Genomic DNA, 20,659 nt, shown 5'->3' with positions numbered 1-20,659 from the left:
GTTTTAAAATTCAATTCGTGCTTTAGAAACCACATCAGCATCGCTAAAGTTTTTCTCTAGAAAATTATAATAGCCTACAATTCCAATCATTGCAGCGTTATCTGTTGTGTATTCGAATTTAGGAATATACGTTTTCCAACCGTATTTTTTTTCAGCTTCTTTTAAGGTAGATCTAATTCCTGAATTTGCCGAAACGCCACCACCAATTGCAATCTGATTTATTCCCGTTTCAGCAACCGCTAATTTTAACTTATCCATTAAAATTTCAATAATTGTATATTGAATAGAAGCACAAATATCTGCTTTGTTTTCTTCTACAAAATTTGGATTTATCGCAACATTTTTCTGAATAAAATACAAAATTTGGGTTTTTAAACCACTAAAACTAAAATTCAAATCCGGAACTTTTGGTTTGGTAAATGGAAACGCTTTTGGATTGCCTTCTTGTGCAAATTTATCAACTAAAGGTCCGCCAGGATAGGGAAGTCCTAAAATTTTTGCACTTTTATCAAATGCTTCACCAACGGCATCATCAGTTGTTTCTCCTATAATTTCCATTTCGAAAAAACTTTTCACTTTTACAATTTGCGTGTGACCGCCAGAAATAGTCAATGCAATAAACGGAAATGTTGGTTTTTCGTAACCTTCTTCTGAAATAAAATGTGCTAAAATATGGGCTTTCATATGATTAATAGCAATCAATGGAATGCCTAAAGCCATACTCATTGACTTTGCAAACGAACCTCCAACTAGTAACGAACCCATTAATCCAGGGCCTTGTGTAAAAGCGATGCAATCTAAATCTTCTTTTGTAATTCCTGCTTTTTTAATGGCAACATCTACTACAGGAACAATATTTTGTTGATGTGCTCTTGAAGCTAATTCAGGAACAACACCACCATATTCTTCATGAATAGCTTGTCGGGCTACAATATTTGATAGTACAACATCGTTACAAAGTATGGCTGCAGACGTGTCATCACACGAACTTTCAATAGCTAAAGTATATATTTTTTTGTCTAACATTTTAGGCACGAAATTTGAATTAAAGATATAGTAAAATATCTTACAAAAATCCTTATTTTTGTTGGGTTAAACCCAAATGAATTAAATTTAGGCAAATTTAAAACAAAAGAACGTATCAAAAAATTTAAAAAAATACTATTTCGTTCCTTAATTGGAATTTTGTTACTACTGCTCTTATTGAGTGTGCTTTTGTCGTTGCCTTCGGTTCAAACTTATTTAGGAAAATATGCCACTGATGAAATCAACAAATCTTTTGGTACAAATCTTTCGATTGGAACAGTTGCAATAACACCTTTTGGAAGTGTGAAGCTTGGTGAGGTTTTAGTTTTGGATCATCACAAAGATACTTTGTTCTACATAAAAAAATTAAATACTTCTATTTTAAGCTTTAAGAAAATTTATGATCCTGGACATCCTTATTTGAAAGATGTTGTAATGCATGGTTTAGATGCACGAATTGTAAATTATAAAAATGAAGATTATACCAATTTAGATAAATTTATTGAGGCTTTTGATGATGGGTCGCCTTCTTCAGGAAAATTTAGAATGAAAGCGAATAAAATGACCGTTTTTAATAGTCGTTTTAGGTATATTGATGAAAACTTGAAATCGCCAAAAGTATTAGATTTCACAAGTCTTAACGCTAAAATTGAAGGCTTTTTTATAAAAGGAGCAAACGTTACCACTTTTATAGATGAATTAACTTTTAAAGATCATAGAGGATTAGAAGTAAAAAAATTAACTGCCGATTTTACATATACCAAAAAGAATATTTTACTAGAACAATTGGCAATGAATACGCCAAATTCTGAAATGAAGGGTAGAGTAGAGCTAAAATATGATCGAAAAGATTTTTCAGACTTTAATAATAAAGTTGTTTTTGATGTTGAGTTTGATAAAGCTTCAATCGCTTCAAATGATTTAAACTTTTTTTATAACGAATTTGGTAAAAATAATATTTTCTATGTAGATACACATTTAGTTGGAACACTGAATAATTTTACAACCCATAATTTAAAATTGACCGATAAAAATCAATCAGAAATTATAGGAACAGCTAATTTTCAAAATCTTTTTGGAAAAGGAAATCAAGAGTTCTACATGAAAGGTAGTTTTGATCGAATTACTTCTGATTATGAAGCTTTAAAAATAATAATGCCAAGGGTTTTAGGTAAAAATTTGCCATCAGTATTGGCAAAACTTGGACGTGTTGACTTAAATGGAGATGTTGAGTTGACTCAAAAATACATCAATGCAAATGTATATTTATTATCAAAACTTGGAATTGTAGACGGCGATTTGGCTATTCAAAACATTGACAATATTGATAATGCATCGTATCAAGGAAATATCAAGTTAGATAATTTTGATTTAGGAACATTACTTTCTGAAAAAGATTTAGGCAAAACCACTCTTGATTTAAATGTTGACGGAAAAGGCTTTACTCAAAAATTGCTAAATACTTCTATTGAAGGAACCATTAAAAAGTTCTATTATAATGGTTATAACTACCAAAATGTTACAGTTGATGGAAGTATGAAAATGCCTTATTACAAAGGGTACTTTAATAGTAATGATCCAAATTTAAAAATGGATTTTGATGGCGTAATAGATTTGAGTAACAAAGCCAGTAACTATGATTTTAAAGCCCAAATTGATTATGCTGATTTGTATGTTTTAAATTTTTACAGAAAAGACTCGTTAGCTATTTTTAAAGGAAATATCAATTTTAAAGCTAAAGGAAATTCGATTGATGATTTAGCTGGAAAACTTGAAATACATGATGTATCATATCAAAACAGTAAAGATTTTTATTTCTTTGATGATTTCGAAATAAATTCAACTTTTGATGAAAATAATGTTAGAACTATTGCAATAAATTCACCTGATATTATTAGTGGAGAAGTAGTTGGAAAATATAAAGTCAAGGAAGTTCGTAAAATTGTTGAAAATGCTCTAGGTAGTTTATATGCCAATTATTCTCCAAACAAATTAGGAAAAGGACAATTTTTAAATTTTGATTTTACAATTTATGATAAAATCGTAGAAGTGTTTATTCCGGAAGTTAAAATTTCTGAAAACACCCGTTTTAAAGGAAAAATTAATGCAGATGAAGGAAAATTTGAATTAGATTTTACTTCGCCAAATATTATTGCTTTCGAAAATCAAATTCAAAACATTAAGATTGATATCGACAATAAAAATCCGTTATACAATACCTATATTTCTGTTGATACCATAAAAAATAAAAATTATAAAATTGCCGATTTTAATTTGATTAACTTAACACTTAATGATACTTTGTTTGTTCGTTCTGAGTTCAAAGGTGGAAATCAGAGTCAGGATAGTTATGATTTAAACTTATATCACACAATTGATGAACAAAAGCAATCTGTTGTTGGTTTTAAGAAATCGGAAGTTAAATTTAAAGAATATACTTGGTTCATCAATGAAAATGAAACCAATGACAATAAAATTGTGTTTGATAAATTTTTTAAAAATTTTGATTTTCAAAAAATAAGTTTGTCACACAACGATCAAAAAATGGATTTCTTTGGAACCATGCGCGATTCTACTTTTAAAGATTTTCAACTTACATTTAATGATGTTGATTTAAAAAAAGTAACACCATCGTTAGATAGTTTATCTTTTGGAGGAAAATTAAATGGTAACGTGAAATATAAACAAGATAAGAATGTTTATGATCCTGTTTCAGATATTACAATTGATAGTCTCCAAATTAATAAAATTTTACTTGGTGATTTAGAATTTTCAATTAAAGGAAATGAAAAATTTAATCAATTTAATGTTGAATCTGCTTTAAAGCAAGATGGAAACGAACGCTTCTTTTTAAATGGAGATGTAAATTTTGTTGGGCAGCAATCAGCTTTAGCTTTAGAAGCTGGTTTTGATAAATTTGATTTGGCTCCTTTTGGACCTCTATTAGGAAGCGTACTCTCAGATGTAAGAGGAAATGCTACTGGTAGAGCAACAATTGCAGGTTCGTTATCTGAACCAGAAATAGATGGAAGACTTTATTTAAACGATGCGGGAATGCGAGTTCCATATCTTAATGTTGATTATGCTTTTGAAAAAAACGCAATAATTGATGTAACAGAACATCAATTTAGTTTTAGAAAAGTAGAAGTTTCTGATACAAAATATGATACAAAAGGTGTTTTAGATGGAAGTATTCGTCATAAAAAATTTGGTGATTGGCAATTAGACTTACACCTAGACTCTAACAATATTTTAGCCTTAGATACCGAAGATAATGAGGATGCTTACTATTTTGGAACTGCTTTTATGAAAGGTAAAGCAAGTATAACAGGAAGTGTTGATGCTTTAAATATCAAAGTGGCTGGCGAATCGGAAAAGGGAACTTCAATTAAAATTCCTATCAATGATAGTGAAGATGTTGGCGATAACTCTTTCATTAAATTCATGACACAAGAAGAATATCAAAAAATAAAAGAAGGTAAAGTTGTAGAAAAAAACAAATATCAAGGAATTGAATTAGAATTTGATTTTGATATTGATCAAGATGCAAATATTGAAATTATTTTAGATCGCTCAACAGGTCATGCCATGAAAGGAAACGGTGTTGGCTCAATGCAAATGAACATTAATACACTCGGAAAATTTGAAATGACAGGTGATTTTATTGTTCAAGAAGGAGAATATAATTTCATGTATGGCGGATTAATTGATAAAAAGTTTAAGGTTGAAAAAGGTGGGACAATTCGTTGGGATGGCGATCCTATGAATGCTGTTTTAGATTTAGTCGCAACTTATAAAACTACTGCTAATCCTGCTGTATTATTAGAAAGCGCTTCGTTTAATAAAAAAGTGGATACAAATGTTTCTATTTTGTTAAACGGTAACTTAAGCAATCCTGAACCTGATTTTAATATTGATTTTCCTAATGTGAGTTCGGTTTTAAAAAGTGAGATTGATTATAAATTACAAGATAAAGATGCCCGTCAAACGCAGGCTTTTGCACTGTTAGCAACGGGTTCATTTGTAACGGCTGAAACGGCTGGAAATGCTGCTTACGGACCATTGTTCGAAAGAGCTGGTTCGTTAATTAATAGTTTATTTGCCGATGAAGACAGTAAACTTCAATTAGGTGTAGATTATTCGCAAGCAGATAGATTAAATGAAATTTCAGGAAGAGTAGGTGTAACTATGAGTACACAAATCAATGATAGAATTTCAATTAATGGAAAAGTAGGAGTTCCAGTAGGTGGTGTAACCGAATCAGTAATTGTTGGAAATGTAGAAATTTTGATGCAATTAAATGATGATGGAACGTTAAATGCACATGTGTTTAATCGTGAAAATGACATCAATTATATTGGAGAAGGAATTGGATATACACAAGGTTTAGGTTTGACTTATAATGTGGAATTTGATACCTTTAAAGAAATGATTCGTAAAATATTTACACGTAAAAAACAAACTTCAGATTCATCAAATAAGAATAATAATGCTCCAGATACTGATTCAGATCTTCCACCTGAATATTTAGAGTATATAAATGAGAGAAGGCCTAAAAAGGCAGAAACTCCAAAAACAGAACCACTAAAAGTTCCAGAAATAGAATAATTCTTCAATTTTTAGTAATAAAATTAAAAAGTTATTAACGAAAACGTTTGAATTTGCCACTATAATTAAATAGTAAGCAAAATTGCTCTTGTTTTACATTTTCGTTTATTAACTTTACATAAACAAACAATAAAATGACATCAAAAATTAAAAAAATAGGTGTTTTAACATCGGGTGGTGATTCACCTGGAATGAACGCAGCAATTAGAGCAGTTGTTAGAGCTTGTGCATATTATAATGTTGAATGTGTTGGTATTTATAGAGGATACCAAGGAATGATAGAAGGAGACTTCAAAGAAATGGGACCTCGTGATGTGAAAAACATTATTAATAAAGGAGGAACTATTTTAAAATCGGCTCGTTCGGCAGATTTTCGAACAGCTGAAGGAAGAAAGAAAGCATACGACAATTTGGTAGCTGCTGGAATTGATTCATTTGTAGTAATTGGTGGTGATGGTAGTTTTACTGGAGCCGAAATCTTTAATGAAGAATACGGATTTCCAGTGATTGGAATTCCAGGAACCATTGATAACGATATTTTTGGAACAAGTCATACCTTAGGATACGATACGGCTTTGAATACCGTAATTGATGCCATCGATAAAATTAGAGATACCGCAAACTCTCACAACCGATTATTCTTCGTAGAAGTAATGGGAAGAGATGCAGGTCACATAGCACTAAACGCAGGTATTGGAGCAGGAGCAGAGGAAATTCTAATTCCTGAAGAAGATTTTGGTTTAGACCGATTAGTTGAATCTTTAAAAAGAAGTAAAGGCTCAGGAAAAACTTCAAGTATTGTTGTCGTTTCTGAAGGAGATAAAATTGGTAAAAACGTTTTCGAATTAAAAGATTACATCGAAGAAAACATGCCAGAATACGACGTTCGTGTTTCGGTTTTAGGACATATGCAACGTGGCGGTTCTCCATCTTGTTTTGACAGAGTTTTAGCATCTAGATTAGGAGTTAAAGCCGTAGAAACTTTATTAGAAGGAAAATCAAATTTTATGGTAGGTTTATATCAAGATAAAGTAACCTTAACACCGCTAGAACAAGCCATTAAAGGACAAAGTGAAATCGATATGGAATTGGTAAAAGTATCCGATATCGTATCATCATAACAAAATAGTAAATTAAAGAAAAGAAAAATGTCAAAAGTAAAATTAGGAATTAACGGATTCGGAAGAATTGGAAGAATTGTATTTAGAGAAACATTTAACAGAGATAATGTAGAAGTAGTTGCAATCAACGATTTATTAGATGTTGGGCATTTAGCTTACTTATTAAAATATGATTCAGTTCATGGTCGTTTTGCAGGAAAAGTAGAAGTAAAAGAAGGTAAACTATATGTAAACGATAAATTTATCAGAGTTACTGCAGAAAAAGACCCAAAATTAATTAAATGGGATGACAAAGATATTGATGTTGATGTTGTTGCAGAATGTACTGGAATTTTCACCACTTTAGAAACCGCTCAAGCACATATTGATGGTGGTGCTAAAAAAGTGGTAATTTCTTCTCCTTCTGCAGATGCACCAATGTTTGTAATGGGTGTAAATCATACCGAAGCAAAACCTACAGATACAATTGTTTCAAATGCTTCATGTACAACAAATTGTTTAGCGCCTTTAGCAAAAGTTATTAACGATAATTTCGGAATCGTAGAAGGTTTAATGACAACTGTTCACGCTTCAACAGCTACTCAAATGGTAGCAGATGGTCCTTCTAAAAAAGACTGGAGAGGCGGACGTGCAGCAAGTGTAAATATTATTCCATCTTCAACTGGAGCTGCAAAAGCAGTTGGAAAAGTAATTCCGGCATTAAACGGAAAACTTACAGGAATGTCATTTCGTGTTCCAACGGTAGATGTTTCTGTTGTTGATTTAACTGTAAAATTAGCTAAAGAAACTTCGTATGAAGAAATTATGGCGGTTTTGAAAAAAGCTTCTGAAAACGAAATGAAAGGCATTTTAGGATTCACAGAAGACGATGTAGTATCACAAGATTTCGTTGGAGATTCAAGAACTTCTGTTGTTGATGCAAAAGCAGGAATAGGATTAAATTCTACCTTCTTTAAGCTTGTTTCTTGGTATGATAACGAATATGGATATTCAAGCAAATTAATTGATTTATCAGTTCACGTAGCTGGTTTAAAATAATATATTTCAAAAAAATCCCGTTACATTTGTGTGCGGGATTTTTTGTTCCCTAAACTAACACCAACCAAATGAAATTATTAGTTGACAGTGGATCTACTAAAGCCGATTGGATTGCTATTGATGATTCCGGAAAAGTATTATTCACAACACAAACTTTAGGACTAAATCCAGAAGTTTTAGATAAAGAAGAAATCATCAATCGTTTAGATGATAAATTTGATATTTCTCACAACAAAGACAAAGCCACGCATTTATTTTTTTATGGCGCTGGTTGTGGAACCGATAGAATGAAGAATTTTCTATCAGATGTTTTTCAATTGTATTTTAAAAATGCTGCAGTTGTAGTTCATGAAGATACTTACGCAGCAGTTTATGCAACTACTCCAAAAGATGCAGAAGCGATTGTTTGTATCTTAGGAACAGGCTCTAATTGCAGTTATTTTGATGGAAAAGTATTGCATCAAAAAGTACAATCATTGGGTTATATTGCTATGGATGATTGTTCTGGGAATCGTTTTGGACGTCATTTAATAAGAGGTTATTATTTTAATAAAATGCCAAAAGAATTAGCAATTGAATTTGAAGAAGAATACAATCTAGATGCCGATTACATTAAGCATAATTTGTATAAAGAACCCAATCCTAATGCTTATTTAGCTACATTCGCAAAATTTTTAATCAAACATAAAGACACCGAATTCTGCCAAAAATTCATTCACAGAGAAATGGAAAGTTTTGTAGAAAACTATATTGAGCAATTTGAAAATTGTAAAAAAGTACCAGTTCATTTCGTAGGTTCAATTGCCTTTTACTTAAAAGATGAATTAGCAGCAGTTTTATCTAAACATGGAATTAAAATTGGAAACGTTTTACGAAGACCAATAGATGGCTTAATTGCTTATCATATTATGAATAAATAGTAAAATAAATAGTTAGTTTTAAATCCCAAATAATGAAAATGATTTGGGATTTTTTATTTATATCTTTGTAATGAAATTGAAAATTATGGAAATAGCAATCATAGCTCACGACGGAAAAAAAGCTGATATGGTTCAGTTTTTAAATAAAAATAAAAATCTTCTTTTAAAAGAAAATATTAAAATTATTGCCACTGGAACAACTGGTGGAAGGGCAGAAGCAGCTGGATTTAAAGTTAAAAAAATGCTTTCTGGACCATTGGGTGGTGATGCCCAAATTGCCGCACGTGTTGCAATCGGAAAAACCAAAATGGTATTGTTTTTTAAAGATCCAAACTCGAGTCATGCCCACGAAGCAGATATTAATATGTTAATACGAATTTGCGATGTACATAATGTTCCATTAGCTACAAATGAAGCTACAGCTCAATTATTGTTGTTAGGTTTAGTTGATTGAAATACTATCATAAAGCCTAATTAGTTAATAAAAATTTCTGATACCAATTAAAAACCAAAGTTTTATTTAAAACGTATTTTTGAAAAAATATTAAACCATGAAGATTGTAATTTCACCAGCTAAATCATTAAACTACGAAAGTCAGTTACCTTTTGATAATTATACCGAACCTGTTTTTTTATCAAAATCTGAAACCATTCAAAAAACGTTGAAAAAGATAAAGCCTAAGCAATTGATGGAGCTTATGGATATTTCAGAGAAGTTAGCCGAATTAAATTGGCAACGCAATCAAGAATGGAGTGTTCCTTTCTCACCCGAAAATGCGCGTCCAGCAGTTTATGCTTTTGATGGAGATGTGTATACAGGATTAGATGTGTATTCGTTATCAACTGAAAAAGTAGCTGTTTTACAAGAAAAATTACGTATTCTTTCAGGTTTGTACGGACTTTTAAAACCTTTAGATTTAATGCAACCCTATCGTTTAGAAATGGGAACTTCAATTGCAATTGGAACAAAGAAAAATCTATATGAATTTTGGAAGAAAACCATTACCGATGCATTAAACAAAGAACTTTCAAAAGGTGAATTGTTTCTAAATTTAGCTAGTAATGAATATTTTAGTGCAGTTGATACAAAAGCTTTAAAAGTTCCAGTAATTACTCCTGAATTCAAAGATTATAAAGATGGTAAGCTTAAAATGATTAGTTTTTTCGCAAAAAAAGCAAGAGGAATGATGGTGCGCTATATTATCGATACAAATGCTGAAACCATTGAAGATTTAAAAGGTTTTAACTACGAAGGCTATGCTTTTGATGCTAATTTGAGCAAAGGAAATATCATGGTTTTTACGAGGTAGGATTATTTCATAATAAAATAATATTAAAAATCCCAAATTCAATATTTTTAATGAATTTGGGATTTTATTTATTCAAGTTCCTTTAATCCTAATGCTTTTCTAATTATAATTTCAAAAGCAGAATCACTTGGTCTAGGCATATTAGAATTATAAATTTTTCCTTCAGAATCAATTAAAATAAATCGAGGAATACTATTTACATTATAGTCACTAGAAAATAATTCTGGATTTTCTAAGCGTAAATGGGTTACCGATTTGGATTTGTTTTTAGCATCTAAGTACCATTTCTTAGCATCCTGATCACTACTTAAACCTAAAAACACGATATTTTCATTTTTATATTTTATTGCCATTTTTTCAAAATAAGGAGACTCGTATTTACAAGGTCCACACCATGTTGCCCAAACATCAATTGCAACAAATTTTCCTTTGAATTTTGAAATTTCAACAAGATTTCCATTTAAATCTTTAGTTTGTATTGTCCTTGCTTCATTTCCTTTACCTAATCTTTCGTATATTTTGAATTGATTGATTAAGTTTTCTTTTAATTTTTCATCTGTTATGAAATTGGAATAGTTACTAATAAGTTCATTACGCTCTAAACTACTGCTAGCTTCTTCAAGATTTGTTTTTAGATTTGAATACAATAATCTATTTTTAAAATTACTAGATTTTAGTTTAGTGATATTTTCAATTTCTTTCAGTTTTGAATCAATATCACGGGAATCGTTTTTACAAAGTTCATGTTTTAAATATTCTAAATAGGATTCATTACTTATTAATGATTCATCATCTAATTTTATTTTACTTTTTATTTCAAGAATGTTTTTAGATAATATCGTTTCATCTTTTGGGAACATTGCTTTTCGTTTATCCAAATATGAATTTAAATAGTTTAGATATTCAATACAAACTAGTTTCATTTCTCTGTTGATGAAATCTTTTTTTGGAATGAAGTTGTCTCTAGTTTTAAATGAATTAGCTTTTTTGTATCTTTTATTCCATTCTTTGTATAGTTCATCAAAAAAATCGTTTGGTTTATCAATCAGTTCATTTTGTTCTAAACAATATGAAACATAACTCCAATCAAAGTTTTTATCTAATTTATATTGATTTTCAGCTAAACGTGTACCAGTAAACTTAGTTGTTACTTCATTGTTAAAATATTTAATTGAAACATAAATGCTATCTTTTGAAGCCATTATAACTCCAACCGGAAAACTATTATCAACTATAATTTTATATTTATCAAGAGGTATTGGTTTATCAGTTTTTAATTTAAATTCGTTGTTTATAATTTTAAAACTTGCAATAGTATCCGATATGGTAGGATGAATTAAATAACCATTTTTAAATTTTGATAAACTCTCTATTTTACCGCATAAAATGGTAGTTTCTAAAGGCTCATATTGCTTTGGTATAAGTATGAAATACCCGATAACAACAAACAATAAGGTAAAAGATGTAGAAATTATTATTTTTGAATACGGTTTTACAAACGCACGTATGAAATTCTTGTTTTTATACCAATAAAATCCGGCAGTTAAAATAAATATACTTAAAACAAGACCTATTACTTCAGTATATAACAAATAGTTTCCAATGTCACTTCCTTCTTTGTAATCAGAAATTTTATTTAAAATCCCATAGGGATACCAATCGGGAATTAAATTGAAACTCGTTAAAAAAGAGGTTGCTAATAATGAGAAAAAACCAATAAGTAACGACCAAATAAAACTTGAAATTAACACCGATAGAAAATATTGTAAAGCGGTAACAAATAAACTGGCTACAAAAGTTCGTACAAATAAGTTTGACAAATTGTAAAACTCAATCGAAAAATTGGTTGTTTCAGGTATTTCAATCGTATTTTTTAAAACAAAGGCACATAAAATACTAAATCCAAACAAGCTGATGATACTTAAAAGATTACTTATAAGGAGCACAATATATTTAGAAAAGTAAATTGAAAATTTTTGAAGGGGTTGTGTTTCCATTAACTGCCAACCACCATTTTTATGGTCTAGTTGTGCCATTTTACTCGCATGAATAATGATAATCATGGGGAATAAAAAGTAAGCAAATGGTGTTATAACATCATGAATAAATGTAGTATAATAATTGTATGGCATTCCAGCTTCAACCTTATCATCTGAAGCAATTTGAAAAAAAAAGTATAAAATAGGAGAGAGGGCACCAATAATTATAGAAGTGTAATAAATTCCAGTTCCTTTTTTCTTTAAATGTTCTGCTTTGAGAGCAATTAATAAATTTGAAATATATTGTTTCATTTACTTTTCAGTTAAATTCATAAACCATTCTTCTAAACCTTCCAAAATTTTGATTTCGTAAATGCGAGCACCTTCTTGGATAATTTGTTTAGCGAAATCTGGAATTTCAGAGGTATGGCTTAAGTTCATCGTAATTTTGTTTTGCTCATCTAATACTACATTGGCATATTTAAAACTTAATTTTTCTTTCCAATTTTCAGCATCATCTAATGTGATTTGTATTTTACAAGTTTCAAATTTTCTGGATAAATCTTCCATAGTACCTTCATATTTTAAAGTACCTTTTGAGATAATTCCAATATGGGTACACATTTTTTCAATTTCACTTAATAAATGACTCGAAACAAATATGGTAACTCCTTTTTCTTTGTTGATTTTAACTAGTAACTTTCTAATTTCTACAATTCCATTTGGGTCTAAACCATTTACGGGTTCGTCTAAGAACAACAATTCAGGTTCGCTTAAAAGTGCCATTGCAATTGCTAAGCGTTGTTTCATCCCCAGCGAATATTGTTTCGCCTTTTGTCTTTTATACGCAGTTAAATCCACTAATTCTAAAACTTCATCAATTTTTGACAAAGGAACTTGTCGTAAAAGTGCAATGTATTTTACGTTGTCATAACCCGAAAGATGTAAGTATAGTGCAGGACTTTCCACAAGAGCTCCAACTTTTTCAAAAATGTTAGGAATTTGACTTTCAATGGGTTTTTCAAATAAAAAAATGGAGTTGCTATCATCTGGAATGATACCTGTTAATAATCGCATTGTGGTTGATTTTCCAGCGCCATTTGGACCTAAAAAGCCATAAATACTTCCTTTTGGAACGTTTATAGATAAGTTATTTAGAATTTTTTTATTCTTTGAATATTGAAAGTCTAAATTAGAAGTTTGTATAATGTATTTCATTAAAACCTGTAGTTAGAAAAGTAAATGTAAGAAAAAATCCCAAATTCATTACAAATTTGGGATTTAATAATATTAGGTTCTGAAATTACTTCACTTCTTCAGTTGGTGTAACTTCTGTGGAACTTGATGCATCTTTCGACATATCTTCACCTTTTAAATACGTGGGTAAATTTAAACCTGCCATATTAAATAAATCGTTTAATGGCGGAACGGTTTTCATCATTCCAGAAACAAAATTCGCAGTCGAACCATTGCCATCGGTATTATTTCCAGAATCCCAAACCGTGATTTTGTCAATTTTGATGTTTTTAACTGCTTCAACCTGAGTTTTAACCAATTCGGGTAATTTCTCAATTAATAACAATTGGAACGCTTTTGTTGGGTCACCACCAGCAGCGCTAACTACTTCTTTATAACCTTCTGCTTGTTTCGTTAAGATTTCATATAAACCTTTTGCTTCAGCTTCCATTTTTGCGAAGATAGCATCGGCTTCTCCTTTTGCTTGCTCACGAATTCTTTCTGCTTCGGCTTGAGCTTCGATAATTGCTTTTTGTTTTGCAATTTCAGCAGGAATAACAACATTCGCATTTTGAGTAGAACGTTCTCTCTCAGCACGAGCAGCTTCAGCTTTTTGTTCTGCTACGTATGATTCTTCTAATGCTTTTGCTTGTTGTACTTTTTCTGATGCTAAGGCAATACGTAAAGCTTCAGCTTCTTTTTCACGTCTTGCTGCTTCTGATTGTGCAATGGCAATTTTAGCCTCATTTTCTCCTTGAATTGCAATCGCATTTGCTTCTGATGTTGCTACACGCGTATCTCTTTGTGCTTCAGCTTTTCCGATACTTTCATCTTTAAATGCAGCCGCAATACTTACTTCTCTATCTTTATTAGTAATCGCAATTTTAACGTCACGATCTCTGTGAGTTTCCGCAATTTGAACGTCTTTTTCACGATCTGCCATTGCTTTACCTGTTTCTCCAATTTTCTCTTGTTCCGCAACCGAAATTTTAGCTTCGTTTATCGCTTTTGCAGCGGCTTCTTTTCCTAAAGCTTCAATGTAACCTGATTCATCTTTAATATCGGTAACGTTAACGTTAATTAACTTTAAACCAATTTTCTTTAATTCCGAATCTACGTTTTTGGAAATATTATCTAAAAATTTATCTCTATCAGAGTTGATTTCCTCAATCGTCATCGTAGCGATAACCAAACGTAATTGTCCGAATAAAATATCTTTTGCTAATTCTTGAATTTGCTCTGGCGCCAAACCTAATAAACGTTCAGCAGCTGTATTCATACTATCTGTTTCAGTTGAAATCGCAATGGTAAAGCGACACGGAACATCTACACGAATATTTTGTCTCGAAAGCGCATTGGTTAAATTGGCTTCAATTGAAATAGGTTTTAAATCTAAAAATGAATAATCCTGAATTACTGGCCAAATAAAAGCTCCACCACCGTGAACACACTTTGCAGATGTACCACCAGTTTTTCCATAAATAACTAAAATTTTGTCTGAAGGACATCTTTTGTATCGTGAAATCAAAGTCACGAAAGTAACGAATAGCACAAAAGCGGCTACAACAATAATGATAATTTGTGTCATATAAATAAAGGATTAGATTTTTTCTACGATAACTAAGTTGTGTTCTACAGCAACTACTTTTACAGCGCTTCCTGAAGTTAATTTTTCAGATGAATTGGTAATGGCATCCAACTCATGAAACGAACCATTCACACTGATTTGAATTTTTCCTTTTCCCGATTTGTTTTCAGGAATTGTCAAATATACTTCGGCAGTTTTGTTGATGGTATTTTCAATTTTAAAACTATTGTCTTCCGAAAGTTTTAAAATTTGTTTGATTAAGAAGAAAAAAACACCCACAAAAAGCAATCCTACTAAAACAGAAATTGCAATCAAAATCGTTTTGTTTTCAATAGATTGATAAAACGAAATTCCAGTCCAACTAAATCCTAACAAAAAGTTGATTAAGTTGCGCAATGTAAATAATTCAAAAGGCATATCTCCATCTCCATCGTGTGAATCGGCATCGGTTTCCGAACCACTTAATCCAATGAAAGTAGAAATGGTTTGCAATAGAAAAAAGATACTCACAGGTAACGCAATGTACCAAAAAGCCTTGAGTAGCGGCTCATAATGTTCAAGAAAGTTCATAGTTGTCAGTTAGTTTTGTAATTATACGATTACTTTTACAAAAAGTTACAATTTACAAAAAAATACTACGAACGTTCTTAAATTTATTTGATTTTATTGACAAATTTAAAAATTTCAGAAATCGAATTTTCTTTTAAAAAGTTGATAAATGCACTTCCAATAATCGCTCCTTTTTGATATTGTGTTGCTTGTTGAAATGTTTCTTCATCTTTGATTCCAAAACCTACAATTTGTGGATTTTTCAAATTTAAATCAGCAATTCGTTTGAAATAATCCATTTGTTCTGAACCAAATCCTGATTGACTTCCCGTAACTGCAGCTGAACTCACCATATAGATAAAACTATCAGAAATAGCATCAATTTGTTGTATACGTTCAACTGAAGTTTGTGGCGAAATCAAAAAGATATTTTTCAAATTGTATTTTTCGAAAATAGCTTTGTACTCGGTTTCGTAAACGAATAAAGGTAAATCGGGTATTATTAATCCATCAATTCCAACTTCAGCACATTTTTGACAAAATTTCTCCATTCCAAATTGCATCATCGGATTGAAATATCCCATTATGATTAAAGGAATTTGAACCGATTCTCGTATGTCCTTTAATTGTTCAAATAGGAGCGAAGTCGTCATTCCGTTTTCAATGGCAATAGTAGAACTTTCTTGAATGGTAGGTCCATCGGCTAACGGATCTGAAAAAGGTAACCCAATTTCAATCATATCCACACCGTTTTTTTCCAATTCTTGAATGATGGAAACAGTGTCATTTATTTTTGGAAATCCTGCAGTGAAATATATGGAAAGCAGTTTTTTATCTTCTTGTAATTTTTGGTTGATTCTGTTCATAATTTTTGGTTTTAACGCAAAGACGCAAAGTTTTTCGCAAAGTGCGCAATGGTTTTATTAAACATAAAAGTCATATAAGTTTTTAAGCTAATCACTAGTCACTAATTACTTATCACTTAAATTAAAATAATCAATATAAGTATTCAAATCTTTATCGCCTCTTCCAGATAAGTTGATGACCACAATATCATTGGGGTGGAATTGTTTTTTATCCAAAACTGAAAAAGCATGAGCGGTTTCAATTGCAGGAATAATGCCTTCCGTTTTTGATACTTCTAATCCAGATTGCATGGCTTCGGCATCGGTAATAGCGATAAATTCTGCACGTTTTGTATCGTGTAAATGCGCATGAAGTGGTCCTACACCAGGGTAATCCAATCCTGCTGAAATAGAGTAGGGCTCTGTGATTTGTCCGTCTTCGGTTTGCATTAATAAGGTTTTACTTCCGTGAATAATTCCGATTTTACCCAAAACCGAAGTCGCAGCACTTTCCCCAGAATCAACGCCATGTCCAGCGGCTTCCACAGCAATTAATTTCACTGATTCTTCATCTAAAAATTCGTAAAAAGCACCAGCAGCATTGCTTCCGCCACCCACACAAGCGATTACGTAATCTGGATTTTCTTTGCCTTCTTGAGTAAGAAGTTGGGATTTAATTTCTTTGGAAATCACACTTTGAAAACGTGCTACCATATCGGGATAAGGATGAGGTCCAACCACAGAACCAATAATATAAAACGTATCAATCGGATTGTTAATCCAATCACGAATGGCTTCATTCGTTGCATCTTTTAGTGTTTTTGAACCTGAAGTTGCCGCACGAACTTCTGCTCCCAACATTTTCATGCGAGCTACATTTGGTGCTTGTCTTTTGATATCGACTTCTCCCATATAAACGATACATTCTAATCCCATTAAAGCGCAAACGGTTGCCGTAGCAACACCGTGTTGTCCTGCTCCAGTTTCAGCAATGATTCGGGTTTTACCTAAACGCTTGGCGACTAAAATTTGTCCGATTGTGTTGTTGATTTTGTGCGCGCCTGTGTGACACAAATCTTCTCGTTTCAAGTAGATTTTGGTATTGTATTTTTCGGATAACCGTTTGGCAAAATATAATGGCGTTGGACGACCTACAAATTGTTGTAATAAGTCGTTAAACTCTTCTTGAAAAGAAGGTTCAGCCATTATTTTTAAGTAGTTTTCTTTTAATTCTTCCACATTTGGGTATAACATTTCAGGAATGAAAGCTCCTCCAAATTGGCCATAAAATCCGTTTTCATCAACATTATATTTCGTTTTCATAAAGCAATTTTTTAAATTTTCTTAGTTTAATTTCACTTTTGTATGCTGGTTTTGTTTCAAATCGACTATTGACATCTATGGCGATGCAATTTTTTGATGCTTCAGTTTTGAAAAAATCTTTAATGCTATCTATTTCGGTTCTTCCTATACCTCCACTCAAGAAAAATGATTTTTCATGTGTGTATTTTTCTAAAATTCTCCAGTCGAAAGTAATACCGTTTCCACCAGGTAATTTTCCCTTGGTATCAAAAAGAAAATAATCAACAAATGGAACAAACTCCTTAATTGTTGTAAAATCGAATGAATTAGAAATTGAAAAAACTTTAATCACTTCGACATCAAATTTTTTTATATTTTTACAAAACATAACAGATTCATTTCCATGTAGTTGAATAATATCAAGTTGGAAAAACTTTATTTTTTCGTTAATTTCATTTATTGAAGCATTTACAAAAACTCCAACTTTTTTAATAGATTTTGGAATCTCAGGAATTGTTTCCAAATTCATATTTCGACTTGATTTTTCCCAGAAAATAAAACCTAAATAATCAGGATGTAGAGTTGAAATCTCCTCAATGTTTTCTGGATATTTCATGCCGCAAATTTTTAGTTTTACGTTTTTCATATCACTAATTTTTGAATGAATCTTTGAGCTTCCGAACCAGGATTTTCTGTTTTCATGAAATGTTCACCCATTAAAAAGCCTTGATAACCATATTTTTGTAATTCTTTGACTGCTTCAATTGAACTAATGCCACTTTCTGAAACTTTTACAAATTCGTCTGGAATTTTAGTAGCTAATTCTTTGCTGTAATCTAAACTCACTTCAAAAGTTTTTAAATTGCGATTGTTTACGCCAATCATATCTAAACTTAGCATAATCGATTTTTCCAATTCTTCCAAATTGTGAACTTCTAACAATACTTCTAAACCCAAACTTTGTGCAAATTCTGAAAGTTGCTTTATTTCTCTACGAGTCAAAACCGCTGCAATTAGTAAGATTACATCGGCTCCGTGGGCTTTGGCTTCCAAAATTTGGTATTCGTCAATAATGAATTCTTTTCGTAACAACGGAATATTTACTGAAGCTTTTGCTAATAACAAATCATCCAAACTTCCACCAAAATATTTAGCATCCGTCAAAACCGAAATCCCGCAAACTCCAGCATTTTGGTAGCCTAAAACTACATCTTCTACTGAATGATTGTTATTAATAATGGCTTTTGATGGCGAACGACGTTTGTGCTCTGCAATAATTCCTGAAACGCTGTTTTTTAATAACTTACTCAATGAATAGGTTCGAGAATTGAATAAAACAGAAGCTTCTAATTGCGAAACAGGAATGATGCTTTTCTTTAGTTCGACTTCACGTTTTTTATCAGCAATAATTTTATCTAAGATGTTCATGATTAATTACTTATTGTGATTAATTTTTTCAATTTTTCTAATGCTTTTCCGCTGGCTAAACTTTCTTGCGCTTTTGCTAAAGCTTCATCATAATTCGATTTTTCCACTGTTTGAATGGCTATAGCTGCATTAGCACAAACTACATTGTTTTGAGCTGTTGTTCCTTTTCCAGAAATGACATCGTAGAAAATTTTAGCAGATTCATCTATGGTTGTTCCGCCTTTGATGGTTGCTAATTGGCATTCGGGTAGTTTGAAATCAGATGGTTTTAAAATTTGTTCGGATGTGTTGGAAATGATTTTCACTTCATCGGTTAATGAAACTTCGTCAAAACCACTTAAACCATGCAAAATGGAGTAATTGGTAGATGTGTTTTGATATAAATAAGCATACATTCGTGCTAATTCCAAACTAAAAACACCAACCATTTGATTTTGTGGAAACGACGGATTTACCATTGGGCCCAACATATTAAAAAACGTTTTCACACCTAATTCTTTTCGAATCGGACCTACATTTTTCATAGCCGGATGGAAGAGTGGTGCGTGCAAAATAGCAATATTTGTTTCTTCGATCGATTTAGTTAGGAAATCCGAATCATTCGTAAATTTCACACCCATTTTTTCCATCACATTACTCGATCCCGAAATAGAGGAAACGCCATAATTTCCGTGCTTTGCGACTTTAATTCCAGCTCCAGCTACTATGAAAGAAGCTAAAGTTGAAATATTAAAGGTGTCTTTTCCATCACCACCAGTTCCACACAAATCGATCGTATTGTAAGCGGAAAAATCAACAGGAATACATAATTCTAACAAAGCTTCACGGAAACCCGCTAATTCTTCAATAGTAATGCTCCGCATCATATAAACCGTCATGAAAGCAGCGATTTGACTTGGATTATAACTTCCAGAAGAAATATTTACCAATACGTCTTTGGCTTCTTCTTTAGTTAAGATTTCATGTTGAATTAATCGATTTAATATATTTTTCATTTCATTTATTTTAAAATTGGACATAAGTTGGGCTGTACTTCACTGATTTTGTGTTAGTAAAGCAAGAAATTAAGCGTGTATGTTGTTGCTAATTAATGGCTAAGCCAATTTTCTAAGATTTTTTTTCCGTATGGAGTTAAAACACTTTCAGGATGATATTGAACGCCTCGAATATCAAAATGCGCATGTTTCATCGACATAATCTGACCATTTTCATCAACAGAAGTTATGATTAAATCAGCAGGAATGTTTTCATTGGAAACGACCCAAGAATGATAACGACCCACTTCAAATTCGTTAGGTAAATCGTTAAAGATAAAGTCGTCTTCGGTTTTTGTGACTTTAGTTGCCACACCGTGATAGACTTTTTCTAAGTTGGTTAATGTACCTCCGAAAACTTCTCCAATAGCTTGCAATCCTAAGCAAACACCGAAAATACTTTTGCTTGAAGCATATTTTTTGATAACCTCTTTCAGCAAACCCGCTTCATCTGGAATTCCTGGTCCTGGCGAAAGTAGAATTTTATCGAATTTTTCTAATTCATTCAATTCAAATTCGTCGTTTCTAAAAACGGTTACATTCGCATTCAAATCCTCTAAATAGTGGACTAAATTGTAAGTAAAACTGTCGTAATTGTCTATAACTGCTATTTTCATTTCTTTAATTTTTTTCAATTTCAAGGGCAATTTCAATTTCAAAATTCAAGCTCATTTT

17 protein-coding genes are annotated in these 20,659 nt (G+C 31.5%); 6 read left to right on the top strand and 11 right to left on the bottom strand.

Translation table 11 applies throughout. From position 1 onward, the window contains the following. Positions 1-3: 3 nt before the first annotated feature. Complete coding sequence (gene tsaD, locus M9Q43_RS09525; RefSeq protein WP_262318700.1) at positions 4-1,026, bottom strand: tRNA (adenosine(37)-N6)-threonylcarbamoyltransferase complex transferase subunit TsaD; 1,023 nt, start codon at positions 1,024-1,026, stop codon at positions 4-6. A 159-nt stretch (positions 1,027-1,185) separates the two neighbouring features. Between tsaD and M9Q43_RS09520 the strand changes: the two genes are divergently transcribed. The 6 genes from M9Q43_RS09520 to yaaA all read left to right on the top strand — a co-directional run bounded on the left by M9Q43_RS09520 (position 1,186) and on the right by yaaA (position 10,023). Beyond that, positions 1,186-5,634 carry a translocation/assembly module TamB domain-containing protein gene (locus M9Q43_RS09520; RefSeq protein WP_262318699.1) on the top strand — a complete coding sequence of 1,483 codons (4,449 nt, stop codon included), beginning with the start codon at positions 1,186-1,188 and terminating at the stop codon, positions 5,632-5,634. A 134-nt stretch (positions 5,635-5,768) separates the two neighbouring features. Further along, entirely contained in the window at positions 5,769-6,755 is a 987-nt protein-coding gene (pfkA, locus tag M9Q43_RS09515) for a 6-phosphofructokinase (protein WP_262318698.1), read from the top strand. Between the two features lie 27 nt (positions 6,756-6,782). Continuing rightward, positions 6,783-7,793 (top strand): type I glyceraldehyde-3-phosphate dehydrogenase, encoded by a 1,011-nt coding sequence (gene gap, locus M9Q43_RS09510; RefSeq protein ID WP_262318697.1) that lies wholly within the window; start codon positions 6,783-6,785, stop codon positions 7,791-7,793. A gap of 68 nt (positions 7,794-7,861) precedes the next feature. Beyond that, entirely contained in the window at positions 7,862-8,713 is an 852-nt protein-coding gene (locus M9Q43_RS09505; protein WP_262318696.1) for an N-acetylglucosamine kinase, read from the top strand. 85 nt (positions 8,714-8,798) lie between these two features. After that, complete coding sequence (locus M9Q43_RS09500; protein WP_262318695.1) at positions 8,799-9,167, top strand: methylglyoxal synthase; 369 nt, start codon at positions 8,799-8,801, stop codon at positions 9,165-9,167. Positions 9,168-9,264: 97 nt separating this feature from the next. Continuing rightward, entirely contained in the window at positions 9,265-10,023 is a 759-nt protein-coding gene (yaaA, locus tag M9Q43_RS09495) for a peroxide stress protein YaaA (RefSeq protein ID WP_262318694.1), read from the top strand. A 68-nt stretch (positions 10,024-10,091) separates the two neighbouring features. Here yaaA and M9Q43_RS09490 read toward each other — a convergent pair whose 3' ends face one another. From M9Q43_RS09490 to M9Q43_RS09445, 10 genes are all read right to left on the bottom strand, one after another. Beyond that, entirely contained in the window at positions 10,092-12,314 is a 2,223-nt protein-coding gene (locus M9Q43_RS09490; RefSeq protein WP_262318693.1) for a redoxin family protein, read from the bottom strand. Continuing rightward, entirely contained in the window at positions 12,315-13,220 is a 906-nt protein-coding gene (locus M9Q43_RS09485; protein WP_262318692.1) for an ABC transporter ATP-binding protein, read from the bottom strand. Between the two features lie 85 nt (positions 13,221-13,305). After that, positions 13,306-14,826, bottom strand: coding sequence for a flotillin family protein (locus M9Q43_RS09480; RefSeq protein ID WP_262318691.1), 1,521 nt, complete (start codon positions 14,824-14,826; stop codon positions 13,306-13,308). 12 nt (positions 14,827-14,838) lie between these two features. Continuing rightward, a complete protein-coding gene (locus M9Q43_RS09475) occupies positions 14,839-15,396 on the bottom strand; it encodes an NfeD family protein (protein WP_262318690.1) in 558 nt (185 codons plus the stop codon). 83 nt (positions 15,397-15,479) lie between these two features. After that, positions 15,480-16,241, bottom strand: coding sequence for a tryptophan synthase subunit alpha (trpA, locus tag M9Q43_RS09470; RefSeq protein WP_262318689.1), 762 nt, complete (start codon positions 16,239-16,241; stop codon positions 15,480-15,482). Between the two features lie 105 nt (positions 16,242-16,346). Next, positions 16,347-17,543, bottom strand: a complete 1,197-nt coding sequence (gene trpB / locus M9Q43_RS09465; protein WP_262318688.1) for a tryptophan synthase subunit beta — start codon at positions 17,541-17,543, stop codon at positions 16,347-16,349. Beyond that, a complete protein-coding gene (locus tag M9Q43_RS09460; protein ID WP_262318687.1) occupies positions 17,527-18,168 on the bottom strand; it encodes a phosphoribosylanthranilate isomerase in 642 nt (213 codons plus the stop codon). Before M9Q43_RS09460 ends, trpB begins: the two co-directional genes overlap by 17 nt. Then, complete coding sequence (gene trpC, locus M9Q43_RS09455; RefSeq protein ID WP_262318686.1) at positions 18,165-18,950, bottom strand: indole-3-glycerol phosphate synthase TrpC; 786 nt, start codon at positions 18,948-18,950, stop codon at positions 18,165-18,167. Before trpC ends, M9Q43_RS09460 begins: the two co-directional genes overlap by 4 nt. Positions 18,951-18,952: 2 nt before the next feature. Continuing rightward, positions 18,953-19,945 (bottom strand): anthranilate phosphoribosyltransferase, encoded by a 993-nt coding sequence (gene trpD / locus M9Q43_RS09450; RefSeq protein ID WP_262318685.1) that lies wholly within the window; start codon positions 19,943-19,945, stop codon positions 18,953-18,955. Between the two features lie 92 nt (positions 19,946-20,037). Next, the gene (locus M9Q43_RS09445; protein ID WP_262318684.1) at positions 20,038-20,601 is read right to left on the bottom strand and encodes an anthranilate synthase component II; all 564 of its coding nucleotides are present in this window, start codon (positions 20,599-20,601) and stop codon (positions 20,038-20,040) included. Positions 20,602-20,659 lie beyond the last annotated feature (58 nt).

This window comes from Flavobacterium odoriferum (genome assembly GCF_025499515.1).
In the GTDB taxonomy this organism is placed as follows: domain Bacteria; phylum Bacteroidota; class Bacteroidia; order Flavobacteriales; family Flavobacteriaceae; genus Flavobacterium; species Flavobacterium odoriferum.
The sequence above is the reverse complement of the archived record's forward strand: the minus strand, read 5'-3'. Positions and strand labels throughout refer to the sequence as shown.